Origin of the sequence: Pseudomonas citri (assembly GCF_025336485.1) — a bacterium.
GTDB classification, from domain to species: Bacteria; Pseudomonadota; Gammaproteobacteria; order Pseudomonadales; family Pseudomonadaceae; genus Aquipseudomonas; species Aquipseudomonas citri.
Genome location: NZ_JAODAB010000003.1, coordinates 42,763 through 56,946, shown reverse-complemented (window position 1 = coordinate 56,946; position 14,184 = coordinate 42,763). Strand labels below are relative to the sequence as shown.

At 53.9% G+C, this 14,184-nt stretch carries 13 protein-coding genes; 11 read left to right on the top strand and 2 right to left on the bottom strand.

What is annotated here, in order from left to right:
* The first annotated feature begins 65 nt into the window (after positions 1-65).
* The 5 genes from N4Q37_RS04445 to N4Q37_RS04425 are packed head-to-tail and all read left to right on the top strand — an operon-like array spanning position 66 to position 4,399.
* Positions 66-1,133, top strand: a complete 1,068-nt coding sequence (locus N4Q37_RS04445; RefSeq protein WP_260955689.1) for a 3-oxoacyl-[acyl-carrier-protein] synthase III C-terminal domain-containing protein — start codon at positions 66-68, stop codon at positions 1,131-1,133.
* Positions 1,108-1,368 carry an acyl carrier protein gene (locus N4Q37_RS04440; protein ID WP_260955688.1) on the top strand — a complete coding sequence of 87 codons (261 nt, stop codon included), beginning with the start codon at positions 1,108-1,110 and terminating at the stop codon, positions 1,366-1,368. The genes N4Q37_RS04445 and N4Q37_RS04440 overlap by 26 nt, the downstream gene beginning before the upstream one ends.
* Positions 1,361-2,005: a hypothetical protein gene (locus tag N4Q37_RS04435; RefSeq protein ID WP_260955687.1), complete on the top strand. Its 645-nt coding sequence runs from the start codon at positions 1,361-1,363 to the stop codon at positions 2,003-2,005. The genes N4Q37_RS04440 and N4Q37_RS04435 overlap by 8 nt, the downstream gene beginning before the upstream one ends.
* Positions 2,002-3,354: an MATE family efflux transporter gene (locus N4Q37_RS04430; RefSeq protein ID WP_260955686.1), complete on the top strand. Its 1,353-nt coding sequence runs from the start codon at positions 2,002-2,004 to the stop codon at positions 3,352-3,354. Before N4Q37_RS04435 ends, N4Q37_RS04430 begins: the two co-directional genes overlap by 4 nt.
* Positions 3,344-4,399 carry an alpha/beta fold hydrolase gene (locus N4Q37_RS04425; protein ID WP_260955685.1) on the top strand — a complete coding sequence of 352 codons (1,056 nt, stop codon included), beginning with the start codon at positions 3,344-3,346 and terminating at the stop codon, positions 4,397-4,399. The genes N4Q37_RS04430 and N4Q37_RS04425 overlap by 11 nt, the downstream gene beginning before the upstream one ends.
* A 219-nt stretch (positions 4,400-4,618) precedes the next feature.
* Here N4Q37_RS04425 and N4Q37_RS04420 read toward each other — a convergent pair whose 3' ends face one another.
* Complete coding sequence (locus N4Q37_RS04420; protein WP_260955684.1) at positions 4,619-5,164, bottom strand: helix-turn-helix domain-containing protein; 546 nt, start codon at positions 5,162-5,164, stop codon at positions 4,619-4,621.
* Positions 5,165-5,592: 428 nt separating this feature from the next.
* Between N4Q37_RS04420 and N4Q37_RS04415 the strand changes: the two genes are divergently transcribed.
* From N4Q37_RS04415 to N4Q37_RS04390, 6 genes are read left to right on the top strand one after another with little or no spacing between them, the layout of a single operon-like run.
* Entirely contained in the window at positions 5,593-6,843 is a 1,251-nt protein-coding gene (locus tag N4Q37_RS04415) for an efflux RND transporter periplasmic adaptor subunit (RefSeq protein ID WP_260955683.1), read from the top strand.
* A gap of 43 nt (positions 6,844-6,886) precedes the next feature.
* Positions 6,887-7,606: an ABC transporter ATP-binding protein gene (locus N4Q37_RS04410; protein ID WP_260955682.1), complete on the top strand. Its 720-nt coding sequence runs from the start codon at positions 6,887-6,889 to the stop codon at positions 7,604-7,606.
* Position 7,607: 1 nt separating this feature from the next.
* Positions 7,608-10,037: an ABC transporter permease gene (locus tag N4Q37_RS04405; protein WP_260955681.1), complete on the top strand. Its 2,430-nt coding sequence runs from the start codon at positions 7,608-7,610 to the stop codon at positions 10,035-10,037.
* A gap of 50 nt (positions 10,038-10,087) precedes the next feature.
* Positions 10,088-11,500: a sigma-54-dependent transcriptional regulator gene (locus tag N4Q37_RS04400; protein WP_260955680.1), complete on the top strand. Its 1,413-nt coding sequence runs from the start codon at positions 10,088-10,090 to the stop codon at positions 11,498-11,500.
* A complete protein-coding gene (locus N4Q37_RS04395) occupies positions 11,493-12,818 on the top strand; it encodes a sensor histidine kinase (RefSeq protein ID WP_260955679.1) in 1,326 nt (441 codons plus the stop codon). The genes N4Q37_RS04400 and N4Q37_RS04395 overlap by 8 nt, the downstream gene beginning before the upstream one ends.
* Entirely contained in the window at positions 12,721-13,461 is a 741-nt protein-coding gene (locus tag N4Q37_RS04390) for a 4'-phosphopantetheinyl transferase family protein (RefSeq protein WP_260955678.1), read from the top strand. The genes N4Q37_RS04395 and N4Q37_RS04390 overlap by 98 nt, the downstream gene beginning before the upstream one ends.
* A 55-nt stretch (positions 13,462-13,516) precedes the next feature.
* Here N4Q37_RS04390 and N4Q37_RS04385 read toward each other — a convergent pair whose 3' ends face one another.
* Complete coding sequence (locus N4Q37_RS04385; RefSeq protein ID WP_260955677.1) at positions 13,517-14,173, bottom strand: DUF2807 domain-containing protein; 657 nt, start codon at positions 14,171-14,173, stop codon at positions 13,517-13,519.
* Positions 14,174-14,184 lie beyond the last annotated feature (11 nt).

Here is a 14,184-nt window from a genome sequence, read left to right as displayed (position 1 = left end):
GACTTTTCGTACAAACCCTAGACCCCGTTGAACGCCGGTGGAAATTCCATTTGTGGGACCTGCAAATGGGAAAAACATCCTCTTTAAGCAATTTTAGGCAAAAAGCACGATCCGTTTCTGGGACGATGTGGCCAATTGATACACGCACTAAAAATATTCTTCGCGGGAAGGTTATGCTGCCACTTAATTATTTATGTTGGTTGCCGGGTCGTATTTCACTAGAGCCTCTCAGCACGCTTGAGCAGTCTCATGGTTTAAAACCTGGGGCCTGCAAGGTACTACAGCGTTATTATTCTTTGCACTCCGTCGGGATGTCTTCCGGAACCCACGCAGAGATGCTTGTGGAAACGCTGTGCGCATTGGTTATGGCAAACCCACAGGTAAAAGAAGTCAAAGGTTGCCTGGTGTATGCCAAAACACAAACGCATAACACATTCTTTGATAATCGTTGGCTGGAGGAGGTTGCCGAGGCATGCGGGATAGGGCACTGGGAAGTACTCAGCGTGAGTTTGAATCATTGCTCGTCTGCCCTATCAGCGATTCATTTATTAAAAAACAGATCGAGCAAGCGCGGCGAGCCTATGATTCTTCTTACGGGGGAGAAGGCTTTTCACAGTGCTGTCAATCGACTGGATAACAGCGTATTGGCTGAAATACCGGCCGCGATGCTGCTCAATGCGGGACCCGCCCAATGGAATTTGACCCATACGGCGGTAAAGCACATGTCCTCGTTTTATGACAATCATCGGCATGAGTCTGCCGTGCGCCGGCGCGAATTATATGCGTCGCTGGAACAGGAATATCATGATTTTTATCTAACCGTGCTGGATAAGTTCAACGTTCCTGCTGACAGCATCGATGCCATCGTTCCGTGCAATCTAGACTTGCCGATGCTTGAAAGAGTTGTCGAGAAATTGAATTTCAAAGGCATCCTGTTTACCAGGCATGTCGCGGAGTACGGACATGCTTATTGCTCAGACGTTCTATTTAACTTGTCTGGCTTATTGGAAGACTTCACGGGAAAGAGAATTCTCTGCCTGACCATGGGCATGGGGGTTACGCTTTCATGCGTTTTAATTGAAAAAAATGAAAATAGCGAGGTTCTATATGTCAAGTCTTCTGTCGGCGGTTAATGAAGCGCTCAATGATGTCATGTCTTCGACCGTCTCGGTCGGTCTGGAAACGGATTTCAACGAAGATCTGGATCTGGATTCGGTATTGTTCGTTCAGTTTTTACTGACGCTTGAGGAAAAAGTCCCTGGGCTGATGTTTGATCCGGATCAGATCAATCAGGATGCATTTACCACCGTTGGCAAGTTGATCGGTTGGATTGGACAGCACCTGCAGTTGGAGAGTGCGTATGCCTGATGGTCCGTTTAACCGAACTTATCAGCTGTTTGCGGACCATGAGCCCGCAGAAGCCGTGCGACTATTGCACGTTGGGTTGCCCGATCAGACCAAGCCGGTGTTCAACCAAGGTTATCAACTCGTGCCACTCGAGCGGGATGACGCTGCCAGCCAGTCCGGGCCGGCAGATCGGGTACTTGCCTCGCTTGGCCTGGATCTTCGATACCTGGGAGCGGAGCAGGCAACGGTCGTCGATGACACTTGCCTGATTATCTCCGTCGCGGCCCGCTTGGGACTGCTGACGCGCATGTTGAGCATGAGTTGGACGCATCTGTCAGCGCGCCGCAGCTTTGGTGTGAAAACCACCCAGCATCAGTTGATTAAGGCCGAGTTTGCCGACGTGAGCAGCCAGTGCAGCCTGCTGATGTTGCAATGGGAAATGCGCATCGCCGCGCAGGACTTTCAAGACGCCGAACAAGACCAGTGGCAAATCACCCAGTTGACCAACAGGGCGGAAAAACTGATGGGAGGCCACGGCTATTTGTTGGGCGCGACGCACACGCTGTCTTATCTCTCGATGATGATTTACAGCCTGCATGGTAAAACGACGAGGCATTACACCCTGCCACGGCACGCAAGCGTGGGGGAGGCCCTGTGAACACATCACCGGACCTGGCCCTGTCGCAGCGCCAGGGAGCAAGCCGGGATATTGCGGACCTGCTCAAGCTTGCCTGGCCAATGATTGTCGTTGCCGTCGCTGTGTCTTTTTCACAGAACATCCAAACCGCTATCTTGGGGCATGGCGCCGAGACAACGTCGATTTACTGGTTGTCGATGATCCAGCCATTCAGCTTTTTGTTCCTGGCTATTCTCGAGTGCCTGGCGATCACTAACCAGGTATTCAGCGCAAGGTCGCTGAACCTGTGGTCAAGGCAGAAAGTGCTGGTAGCCACGTCCATTTTGTCAGTGCTGGGCATCCTGGTCGTGGCCTTGCTCAGTGGTGCGATCGCACTCTGCGCACCTTGGCTGGAGAAGCTGCTGCCTGTATCCGGTGGGGGCTTTTATCAGGAAGCGCTTCCCCTCTACTTCCTTTCGATCTTGCCGTTCATTCATCTGGAAATGTGCAACAGCGCCTTGCGAGGGCAGGGCAAGAGCACGTTGAGCATGTTTCTAGTCATTGCCTATATCGTCCTGAACGCCGGTATTTGCTACATCAGTTACCACGTCTACGGTTTGGGCTTCTATTCCATCATCGTGGCTAATGCCTTGGCGTCCGGCCTGCTGATGCCCGTTGCGACATTGCTGGTGTGGCGTGTCGGTCGCCAGCAGCAGGACGACCGTCCGCATGCGTTCCTTGCCCGATTGAAAGGGCTGCTGCAGTTGGTTGGCTTGCCGATCTTTGTATCTTTCATCGTGGTGTTCTTCAGTTCATTGCTGGTGTTTCCCCTGATTGGAACGTTGGGTGAGCAATATGTCGCCGCGTTCCTGATCATTACCAAGATCAGGATGTTCATTGTCATTCCCGCCGTGGCATGCGGTTCCGCACTGGCGATTTTGGTAAACCAGCGTTTGACAATCAGTAGTGGCGAGGGATTGAGGCGACTCTTGCATCGCGGACTGATGTTCATTGGCGGGCTTTATGCCGTGCTCACCGTTGGGGTCTACCTGAGTGAGGAAACGTTGATCGGCATTCTTTCAGGCAACGGGACGATCAGGGACGCCAGTCAACAGATGATGCTGATTTTATTACCGACGTTCTTCCTCACGGCATTCGTGGCGTCGCTGCAAGCTTTACTCGAGCAACTTGACCAGGCGCGTCGGGTGCTGATTCTGACGGTGATCATCGAGTTGCTCATGGTGATCGTTTTATTGGTCGGTTGGGATCGCCTCTCTAGCTTGAACGCTATCATGAGCATCATCATTACATTCAGTGCGATTAATTTCTTGGCCTTTGCCAACGAATACTGGCGGCTGGCAAATAAAATCGGGAGTGAACATGTTATTTAGCGCGATCTATCCGTTGTTGCTGATAGTGTCGCTGATTCATCAAAATTACTTTCGCGTGTTGGTGGTATTGCGACGTCGGCCGAAATTGCTAATGAAGGCCCGTGTCCGGCCAACGACTCACTATGTTCGTGTGTGCCGTTTAATAAGGTTGTTCGATCTCTACTCATTGAACATGATGTCTTCTTATCTTTCAGCCCTGTGCGCATTGCGCCTGTTTGAGAAGACCCGACCGTTGCCCTATAAGCCTGCCGAGATGATGCTGCTCCGCCAATGCCAACAGGAAAATTTCAGTTGGCGACAGACTTTCGTAAAAATGTTCATCTACCCTCAATCCGCGCAGCAAGCAGAGAAAATCTTGCTACTGCATGGCTGGGATGGACGAAGCATCATGCTCAGGCACCTTGCCCAGCGCTTGCAGGCAAAGGGGTACAGTGTTTTTGTGCCTGACCTGCCAGCCCATGGCGTATCCCCGGGCAAGGGTGTGTCTTTTTACGATCTCTCCAGGGCGGTCATCGATATCGAGCGACAATACGGTCCTTTCTCGGTGGTGGTCGGGCACTCATCCGGCGGGTTGGTAGGCTGTATGGCCGCACTGCAAGGGTTGTTGTTCAAGAGAATGATCTTGATCAGTAGCCCCTGCAGTTTTGGTGAAGTCCTGGATAATTATGTGCTCAACAATAAACTACCGCGAAACATTGCGACGTCGATGAAAAAGCTCTACCAGCTACGCTACGGCGTACACCCTGATAAAATCGGGCCAGAGCTCATTGCAAAAATAAAACAGCCGGTGCTGATATTGCATGATAAGGGCGACGTGAGTATCGACTTGGAAGAAGCCATGGTACTTAACTGCGCGCTGGATAAAAGCAAACTGATCGTAACCGAAGGCAAAGGCCACAATGGAGCTTTGCGCGATCCGACGGTGTTCAACCGTATTTCCAGATTCCTGGACAATACCGCGCAGGAAGACTATTTCGCCATGGTTGACCCGGCACTGTGTTTGCGCAGCCGTTTTCGTATAGGTATCAAACGTACAAAACGTTGATTGCCGTTGATAACCGAACGACTCAGGTTGCCCGCGCACTTTTCCTACCGCCCCCCCTCAAGCACTCGCTGCTCTTTCAACCGGAAGTAACTATCGCCTCGACCACGGTTTTTTGCTTTTTCCCGGCAAGGGGAGATCCGCTGCGCCATGACGCTGAGCTTTCATATCTGCGGTTGTACGAGTGACTGAGGGGTGTACGGATCCAGCGGATTTTATTATTTATAATGAATTGATGTTGTTGAGTAGCATATTGCGCGAGAAACCATTTCGTTGAATGCCAAAAATAAAATCATATTCGGAGGATTCTTTCTTCACTTTCTGGCCGATTGATTTCATTACGTCCTGTTTGAATCTCAGTGGCGTTTCGTTATAGGCCTTGCTGAAACTTCGAGAAAAATGCGGCAGGGAAGAAAAGCCACAGGCGTAGCTGATGTCGGTCAATGACCATTCCGGGGCCAGGTTGATGAACTCTTTTGCCAACGCCAGGCGGACCTTCCACATCCATTTTATCGGTGTCACCTCGTAAAATAGATTGAACACGCGACAAATATCGAATCTGGTTTTACCGCAGATTTTCTCCAGGTCTTCCAAGGTGATTTCCTCCGAAATATTTTCGACGATGTAATTGATCACCGTGACAATGCACAGCGCTTTTTCTGTATGTGCATGCTTGCCATAGATTTGAAAATGACGTGTGTCCAGGTCATCCATTATTTTTTGCGTAAAGAGGGTCTTCTCAGCATTCGAGATTTTAACGTCCCACATACAGACTCCGTTCTGCAGGCCCAATGGCGAAGATTTTTTATTATTGGATAGGCTGTGACTCCCTCACGCTCTGGCAATTGCCATGCCAGTTTTTTTGTCACCATAACTGATTGTTTATTAAGAGTTTTTTGTGACGTTCTCGATTTAGGGAAATTGAAATCCCATTTTCGGGATGCTTTTTTTGCGGGCTATTACCTTGCGTTCCATTATTGGGATTTTGATTTTCATGCGGCTTTCCCATAAATAACAGCTAACCCGTAGTGCACGTTTCGCTGCGTTCCGAAAATGAGACGTCGCTGCATCGATCTTCATTTGCTTCCGTCTTACCGAGATTTTTATTCAATGAATATCAAGGGGTTGCGATTACTCTCTGCTTTTGGCATGGAATGTGCTGAAAACAATTCAAGTGGCTAATATTGGTGTTTTTTATGGATATCTCGATCCCGCAACCGGGGAAAAAACGCGTACTCAAGAAGCACAGGAACGCCATTGCCGGTGGCGTCTTGTTGGTGATCCTGCTGCTGATGATCTACAACTATCAGTTTTCGCCTTACCAAATTGCTCGCAGCAGCGTCACGGTTGCCGAGGTCAAGTACGGTGACTTTGCCATCGAGGTGCGGGGCAACGGCGTACTTTTACCTTTGGACATCAATTGGGTGGCGGCGAACGTTGACGCTCGGGTGGAGCAAGTTATCTATAAGGCCGGGATGAAAGTCAGCAAGGGCGAGCTGCTGGTGGTCATGAGTAATCCGACGCTGGAGCAGCAACTTCAGGAGCGGCAATTGGAGCTTAAGGCGCTTCGAGCAGAAACCGAGGCCAAAAACGCTGAGCTGCAAAATAAAACGCTTAATCAAGAGGCGTTGATGTTGGACGTGAAGAGTCGACTACTCAGTTCTACACTGCGTCTCGCTGCCCAGACAAAATATATTCTGGCGGTGCCCAGGTTGGAGTATGAAACCACGCGTATCCTGACGGAACAGTATACTCAGCAAGTCAATTTCGAAGAGCGACGGCTAAAGACGCTTAAACTCAGCGTCGAGGCGGAAATAAAGGCTAACATTATCCGTCTTAATAAAATGGAGTCGTTGGTTGCACTGAGTCAGCAGGAGGTTGATTCGCTCAAAGTTAAATCGCCGATAGATGGCATTTTGCAAGACGTGAAAGTTCAGGTCGGACAGCGGGTAACGGTAGGCAGTGATATCGCTCGCCTGGCTAAAGAGAAGGAGTTGTACGCCGAGCTCAAAGTGCCCGAGTTGCAGTCGCGCGATCTGGCGGTCGGGCAGGCCGTCACGATCAACACGGGCCGGAGCCGCTTCCCGGGTGTGTTATCGCGGGTTGATCCTGCGGTGATCAACGGTACGGTCAAGGTGGATGTGACGTTCAATCAGCCGCTGCCTCAGGAGGCACGTCCCGACCTGAGCGTCGATGGATTGATCGCGGTGACGAAAATCAATAATTCGTTGTATGTCGAGCGCCCGCCGTTCGCGCAGAATAACCTGCCCTCTACGCTCTACCGGCTGGATGAAAAAGATCGTTCAGCGACCAAAATGAAAGTGGATTTCGGGCAGGGTTCTGCTGACTACATCCAGATCACCAGCGGGCTTAAAGCTGGCGACAGAATAATCCTCAGTGACAGCACCGCCTGGCAGGGTGCCGAACAGATTCAAATTGCCAACTGATGCAGCTCACGCCGGCTACCGGAACAATGCCCTGGAGACAGTAATGATGGAACCTTTGGTAGAACTGACTGACGTAAACAAGATTTTCCTGACCGATGAAATCGAAACCCATGCGCTCAGCAAGATCACGCTGACTATTTCCAAGGGTGAGTACGTGGCCATATCGGGCCCCTCCGGTTGCGGGAAATCGACGCTGCTTTCAGTCCTCGGGTTGCTGGATACAGCCTCGAGCGGCACTTATCAGTTGGCAGGGCAAAATGTCGACAACATTTCCAAGAAACAGCGCGCGCAGGTGCGTAACCGCGACATTGGCTTCATCTTTCAGTCGTTCAACCTCATCAGTGATTTGACGATCGAAGAAAATGTCGCGCTGCCTCTGACGTACCGTGGTGATATTTCCAAAACCGAACGCCAACAGCGGGTGGCCGAGGCTTTGGCCAAGGTCAACATGTCCCACCGCAGTCGCCACTATCCTTCACAGCTTTCAGGCGGCCAGCAGCAGCGCGTTGCGGTCGCCCGGGCCATCGTGGGTAACCCGTCCATCCTCCTGGCGGACGAACCCACCGGTAACCTCGATTCGAACAATGCAGAAGCGGTACTGAATATCCTCGACAAGTTGCATGAAGAAGGGGCCACGATCTGCATCGTGACCCACGACCCTCGTTCGGCTGAGCGTGCGCAGCGCAATATTGTCCTGTCCGACGGGAAGGTCGTCGGCGACGGAGAACAGGCGCGACAACTGACCCTGGTGAAGGAAGCATAAAATGCTTTTCGATATTCGCTATGCCTTGCGCCTGCTGCTGAAAAGCCCCGGCTTCACGTTTGTGACCGTGCTGATCATGTCCTGTGGCCTGGCACTGACCCTGTATATGTTTTCAGTGATCAATACCATCATGTTCACCGCGCTTCCTTATCCTGATGGGAAAAGCATGGTGTTGATCAATCCGACCGTGAACGGTATCAGCCTGAGTGATTCCGGGCTGAACTTCATGGACTATAGCGATCTCAAGACGCGCTCCACCCAGTTCGAGGATATGGGCTATTTCTATGCCGAGCGCGCGGATATCAGTGATGGCAGCAAGGCTGTTTCGTATATGGCCATCAGGAACACCGCAGAGCTGTTTTCCTTTACCGCTGTTCAGCCATTTCGAGGACGTTTGCTCAATCAAGAGGACGTTCAGGCGGGGGCTGCGCCCGTCGCGGTGATCAGCTATGCCATGTGGCAAAACTACTTCGCTTCCGATGAACAACTGATTGGTCGCGATATCAGGATCAATGGCATACATACCCGCATCGTCGGCATCATGCCGCAAAACTTTGCCTTCCCGTTCTTCCACGACCTGTGGTTGCCTTCCCAGCTTGTTCCCTCGCAGTACCTGGAGCGCAAAGGTGCGCCGGAAGTGTCGGTGTACGCACGTTTGAAACCTGGTGTGAGCCTTGGGGATGCCAACCGCGATCTCAACAGAGTGATGCAGTCCTTGGCGTCGGAGTACCCGGAAAGCAATAAAGGACTTTCTGCCCAGGCATTGACGTTCCAGGAAAACTTCATGGGTGAAGAGACCACGCCAATCTTCATCGTGATGCTGTTTGCCGTCTGCTTTGTGCTGCTGCTGGCTTGCTGCAATGTCGGAAACTTGTTGTTGGCCAGGACGACCGAGCGAGCCAAAGAGATCGCCATCCGGGTCGCGCTGGGGTCTCCCGCAGGGCGTCTTGTCCTGCAAATGATGCTGGAGAGCTTGTTTATCTGTTTGCTGTCCGGTGTCGTGGCCGTCCTGCTGGCTGCATGGGGGCTGGAAGTCACCAATTCGATACTGCCGGGTTTCGTGCCGAATAAGATTCCTTTCTGGTGGCAGCTGTCACTCGATAATGTGTTGGTCCTCAACGCGCTTGTCCTGGTGATTATCACGGCTGTACTCACCAGTGCATTGCCGGCCTGGAAAATCGTCCGTGGCAACTTCAATGAGGTGCTGCGAGATGGCACCCGTGGTGCGCAGAGCCGTGGCGCAGGTCGGGTTTCCCGGATCCTGGTGATCGTCGAAGTGGGGCTCTCTTGCTCGATCCTGTGTATCAGTGCGTTGTTCGCACTCTTGGTCTACCAGGCGACCCGCGCTGATTACGGTGTCGACACCCGTGACTACCTGACCGCGCAAATCCACCTCAACGCGAACAATTACCCTGATGATGCAAGCCGTATCCTGTTCTACCAGCGCTTGCAGGATGCTGTCGCGGCGATCCCCGGCGTTGAAAATGCGGCGTTGACCACCAGTGCCGTGGGACAGTTCACCGTACCGCGCCAGGTAGAAGTCGACGCATCGACCAACAACAGGAACGAGCGCTGGTCTTACCCGATGGTCAACGATGTGCAGGTGATGCCGGGTAGCTTGTCGGCGATGGGGATTACCCCCACGACGGGCCGAGAGTTTGTCCACGGAGATACCCAGGACTCACAACAGGTGGTCGTCGTCAGCCAGTCTTTTGCCGAGCAGTTCTGGCCGGGCGAGCGTGATGTGATTGGCAAGCGCCTGCGTTTTCGCGATACCGATGACCAGCGCTGGTACACCGTAGTCGGTGTGGTGCCCAGCGTTATCCATGGTCGGCCTTTCAGCGCATTCCGCCACCGCACCACGGTGTATCGCTCTCTGGAACAGCAGTCCGCCCCCTCATTGATGCTGGTGCTGCGATCCCAGCACGCGGAAACGATCGGGCCCGCCCTGGTCAACGCGGTTCGTCAGGTGGACAGCGATCTTTCCGTCAATCAGATCCAGACGTTGGGTGAGCGCTTGGCCCGTAATACGGCCGGCTTGCATTTTATTGCCAATCTTTTCATGTTGTTTGGCCTGGTAGCGATGATACTGGCGGCAACGGGGATTTATGCGGTGATGTGCAACTTGATCAATCAGCGTACCCAGGAAATCGGCTTGCGCATGGCCATGGGGGCCACTGAAGGTAATTTGTTACGTATGCTTATGATCCAGGGCGGCAAGCAGTTATTGACCGGCCTGATCATCGGCTTGCCTCTGGCATTTTTTGTCGCGCCCAAACTGACCCATGTCCTGGGTAACGGAAACACGCCTTTTGTGCTTCTGTTCTGGATGGTGGCGCTGATGATTACACTGGTGGTGGCCCTGGCGGTCTGGCTTCCGTCCCGGCGGGCGACCAATATGTCGCCCGCCGACGCGATTCGTTATGAATGAACGACTGCCTTGCTCCCCAGGGGCAAGGCGCTCTAAGCAGGATGCTTGAGATGAACGATAAGAAACATATCCTTGTCATCGACGATGACACGGGAATCCTGACCAGCCTCGATATCTTATTGCGTATGCAAGGGTACGACGTGACCCTGGAAACCCAAGCCGATCGCCTGCTTGCGCATTTGTCCGCCAAGCCTGTCGATCTGGTCTTGATGGACATGAACTTTCAGAAAGACACCACGTCAGGCATGGAAGGCTTGCAGTTGCTGGCCGAGATGAAGAAGTTCGATGATTGCCTGCCGGCCGTCGCGATGACGGGGTGGGGAAGTGTCGACCTCATCGTCAATGCCATGCGAGGGGGGGCGGCCGATTTCATTCAAAAGCCTTGGGATAACGAGCGCCTGCTGAGCATCGTTCAGCAACAGATTTCGATGAGCCAGGCACGTCGTTCAGGCAATTGCCTGCGGGAAGAAAACAAGCTGCTCAAGCTGGCACTCGAAGATGACATGGACAGCCAATGGGTGGTCCGCTCTCCAGCGATGAAGCGCTTGATCAGCCTGGTGGAAAAGGTGGCGGGCACCGACACCAGCGTTCTGATCCTGGGAGAAAACGGCACCGGTAAAAGCCTGCTGGCGCGCTATATCCACCAGATTTCCTCGCGTGCCGAACACAGCATCGTCGAAGTGAACATGGGCTGCATCAACGAGCAGTTGTTTGAAAGCGAGATGTTTGGCCATGTAAAAGGAGCCTTTACCGACGCGCGGGAGAATCGTATCGGTCGCTTCGAACTGGCAGACAAGGGGACGCTGTTCCTCGATGAAATCGGTAACTTGCCCCTGACACAGCAGGTGAAATTGCTGCGGGTGCTGGAAGAGCGGAAATTTGAGCGTGTCGGCTCTTCGCGCACCCAGACCACCCAATGCAGGATCATTGCCGCCACCAACTCTGACCTGGACAAGGCCGTGGCGGAGGGGCGGTTCCGTCAGGACTTGCTGTATCGCATGAACCTGATTCAAATCCAACTGCCGCCGCTTCGCGAACGGCTGGAAGATATCGAGCCGCTGACTGAGCGCTTCCTGATACGTTTTGCGCGTAAATACAACAAGCCCCGGCCAGCCTTGTTACCGCAGGCGCGCCAGGCGCTGCTGGATTATTCATGGCCCGGGAATATCCGGGAACTGAGTCACTTATTGGAGCGCGCTGTGTTGCTGTGTCGCGCCAATGTGATTGACGCCGAAGACCTCTGCCTGCCGTCTTCGGCGTCATCGGGCAGCGAAGTGCGTCCGGCCAATGAATTGTCGTTAGGGTTGACGGACGCGTGCACCCTGGCCGAAGCCGAAGAAACCTTACTGCTACAGCGCCTGCGCCAGTATGACGGCAATGCGGTCAAGGCCGCGGAATCACTGGGGCTCAGTCGCAGCGCTTTTTATCGCCGGCTCGAAAAACTAAAAATCTGTCATGCATAAGTTTTTTCAGGCATTTGAAGTACGCCACCTGTTGCTGTGCAGCCTGGCACCGATCGGCGCAATCGTTGCCTACCTGCTGCTTTGGTTTTTTCCTGACCAGTCCATTTACCTCAAGTTTTTCACCCTGTTCGTGCTGTGTGTGACGACGGTGTATTTCTGCTATCACTTTTTTCAGCAGTTGATCTACAAAATCAACGTCATCTCCAACTTGCTGGAAGCGGTGGAGCAGGAAGATTTCAGCCTGCGTGGGGTGACCAACGGGACGGGGGCTTTCGAGGGTGTCATCGAGCAGATCAATGACATTTCCTGCCAGTTGTCGCGCCACCGCCAACAGCAGCGGGAGATGGATTTCCTGCTGCAGAAGGTGATCTCCAACATCACGGTTGCCATCTATGCCCTGGACGGCAGTCATCGGCTGATCTGGTGCAACGATGCGGCCTCGCGGATGCTCGGCACCTCATTGGATAAGTTGATTGGCGATACGGCCAGCGCCTGGCAACTGGACAATCTTTTGCAAAATGCCAATACGGAGCACCCCGTCGTGTCCGATCACGAGGGGCGACCGGGCCGGTACAAAGTGACCAGTGACACCTACATGGTGGACGGTGTGCAGAACGTGTTGTTGTTTGTCAGTGATGTCGACGACATGTTGCGTCAGGAGGAGCAGAAAGCCTGGCAGGATCTGCTCCGTGTGATAAGCCACGAAATCAACAACTCCCTCAGCCCGATCGCCTCCATCAGTCAAATGCTGCAACAGCACTATCGGCATCATTCAGACAACTTGCCTGCGGGTTTTACCGAGGGCATCGATCTGATTAATCGGCGGGCCCGCGAACTGATCGCCTTCATCAGCAGCTATCGGCAGTTGAGCAAGCTGGCGCCGGCGCTGAAGGAACAGGTGGATTTGACGGCCCTGGTGGCAGAACTGCCGCTGCTGTTTTCCCACCGTGTGATTACCCTGAGCGGACCGCGTCCGTTGATGGCTCACCTCGACCGGGTACAGATTCACCAGTTATTGATCAACCTGATCAAGAACGCCGATGAGTCGATGGGCAGCAGCGCCGACAGTATCGATATCGAGTGGGCCGAGGAGAAAGGGCGCTTACTGATCACTGTCCTCGATCGAGGCGTGGGGCTGACGAATCCGAAGAATCTGTTCGTGCCTTTCTACACCACCAAACCCAATGGCACCGGCATAGGCCTGATCCTGTGTCGGCAAATTGCCGAAAGCCATGGCGGTTACTTGTCCCTGGAAAATCGCCATGAGCAGACCGGTTGCAAAGTCACCATCAATTTACCGCTGCAATCTCCTGCCTGAGTTGATCGACGGCCAGGGTGTCTGCCTGCTGCGGCACTTTAACGATGCGCTGCCACAAATGACGGTTCGCCAACAGGCGCAACATTGGTTGCATCAGGTGCTCGCGGCCTACCTGGCGATCCCGGTCGATCAGGTGCGCATCGCCAGGACAGCCACCGGCAAACCGTGGCTGCCAGAACACACCTGGCTGCGTTTCAACCTGAGCCACAGCGCTCACTCGGCCGCCATCGCCCTGTGCCGGGAGCATGAGGTCGGGGTTGATCTGGAACGCGTCAGCGGAAAGGTCGCGGTAAAAAAGGCGATCGCCCAGCGTTTTTTTCACCCGGATGAGCAGCGCTGGCTGGCGCTTGACGAAGCCAATTACGTCACTCGTTTTACCCAGCTCTGGAGTATCAAGGAGGCCTGGCTGAAAGCCCGGGGGACGGGGCTGACGCAACCGCTCGGGAGTTTTTCTGTCATCCCGCAGGCGGGTGCGAGCGGGATGGCACGGGTTATGGTCGAACCCCCAGCCAGTAGCGGGCAGATTCATTATTGCCAGGTGCAAGGGGATGGGCGTTTTTGTCTGGCGTATGGGGCGATCGTCGGCCCGCAGCACCCGTCGGTTCAATGGCAGCTACGTTGCCATGACGCAGGCTCAGCCTAATAGCAAGCTCAGTTCCCACGGACGGAGAACTGAGCTTGGCCGGTTTCCCGATCGATCACGAACAACCTGAGGTTGAAACTTCGCTGGCGAAACTGCCCGTGGCACCGGTATCGACCTGAGCCGATGGGCTGACCGATATCCGTGCGCCGGCAGACAGGCTGCCATTGATCTTTGGAATGTCGCACAGGGACGATTCCGCTCCCATGCTCATGCGCACATTGGCCACATCCGCCGTAAAGGGCTGCGGCTTTTTGTTGAAGGTGCCGCCCATTGCCAGGTCAAGCACCAGCTCACCGGTCTTGCCCTCGATCTGGATGTCTGCGCCCATGCTGCCGGCGACCGTCAGCCTGGATCGATCGACGGCACATGCAGGCGCCACGATCTTTATCCCGGCCTTGCCTGTCAGCCCGGTCAGCGGCGCGCTGGTATACAGCGTGATATCCAGCGTATGGGAGACCAAGCGATCATTTTCCGCGGCGTCATTCACGAGCAGTAACGCCTTATCGTTGGTCGTCACCTGGAGCTTGCCCAGCGTATCGGCAGAGCCTGAGACCACCATGGACGAGGTGGCCGCGCATTTGATCGTCAAGTTGATGCCCTGGCGGACTTCAACGCTGTTGAAGGCGTTCAGCGGAACGGTTTTTTCGGCGGCCAATGCCGCGTAACTGGTCGCGCCGGCCAGCAGCGCCAGCACCATCTTCATCGTGTTCATACAATCTCCTT

Bases quoted from the DNA above. Each gene is read 5' to 3' on its own strand.
- N4Q37_RS04445 (WP_260955689.1), top strand. From the start codon at position 66: ATGGGAAAAACATCCTCTTTAAGCAATTTTAGGCAAAAAGCACGATCC.
- N4Q37_RS04400 (WP_260955680.1), top strand. From the start codon at position 10,088: ATGAACGATAAGAAACATATCCTTGTCATCGACGATGACACGGGAATC.
- N4Q37_RS04425 (WP_260955685.1), top strand. From the start codon at position 3,344: ATGTTATTTAGCGCGATCTATCCGTTGTTGCTGATAGTGTCGCTGATT.
- N4Q37_RS04420 (WP_260955684.1), bottom strand. From the start codon at position 5,164: ATGTGGGACGTTAAAATCTCGAATGCTGAGAAGACCCTCTTTACGCAA.
- N4Q37_RS04410 (WP_260955682.1), top strand. From the start codon at position 6,887: ATGATGGAACCTTTGGTAGAACTGACTGACGTAAACAAGATTTTCCTG.
- N4Q37_RS04435 (WP_260955687.1), top strand. From the start codon at position 1,361: ATGCCTGATGGTCCGTTTAACCGAACTTATCAGCTGTTTGCGGACCAT.
- N4Q37_RS04415 (WP_260955683.1), top strand. From the start codon at position 5,593: ATGGATATCTCGATCCCGCAACCGGGGAAAAAACGCGTACTCAAGAAG.
- N4Q37_RS04405 (WP_260955681.1), top strand. From the start codon at position 7,608: ATGCTTTTCGATATTCGCTATGCCTTGCGCCTGCTGCTGAAAAGCCCC.
- N4Q37_RS04395 (WP_260955679.1), top strand. From the start codon at position 11,493: ATGCATAAGTTTTTTCAGGCATTTGAAGTACGCCACCTGTTGCTGTGC.
- N4Q37_RS04385 (WP_260955677.1), bottom strand. From the start codon at position 14,173: ATGAACACGATGAAGATGGTGCTGGCGCTGCTGGCCGGCGCGACCAGT.
- N4Q37_RS04440 (WP_260955688.1), top strand. From the start codon at position 1,108: ATGTCAAGTCTTCTGTCGGCGGTTAATGAAGCGCTCAATGATGTCATG.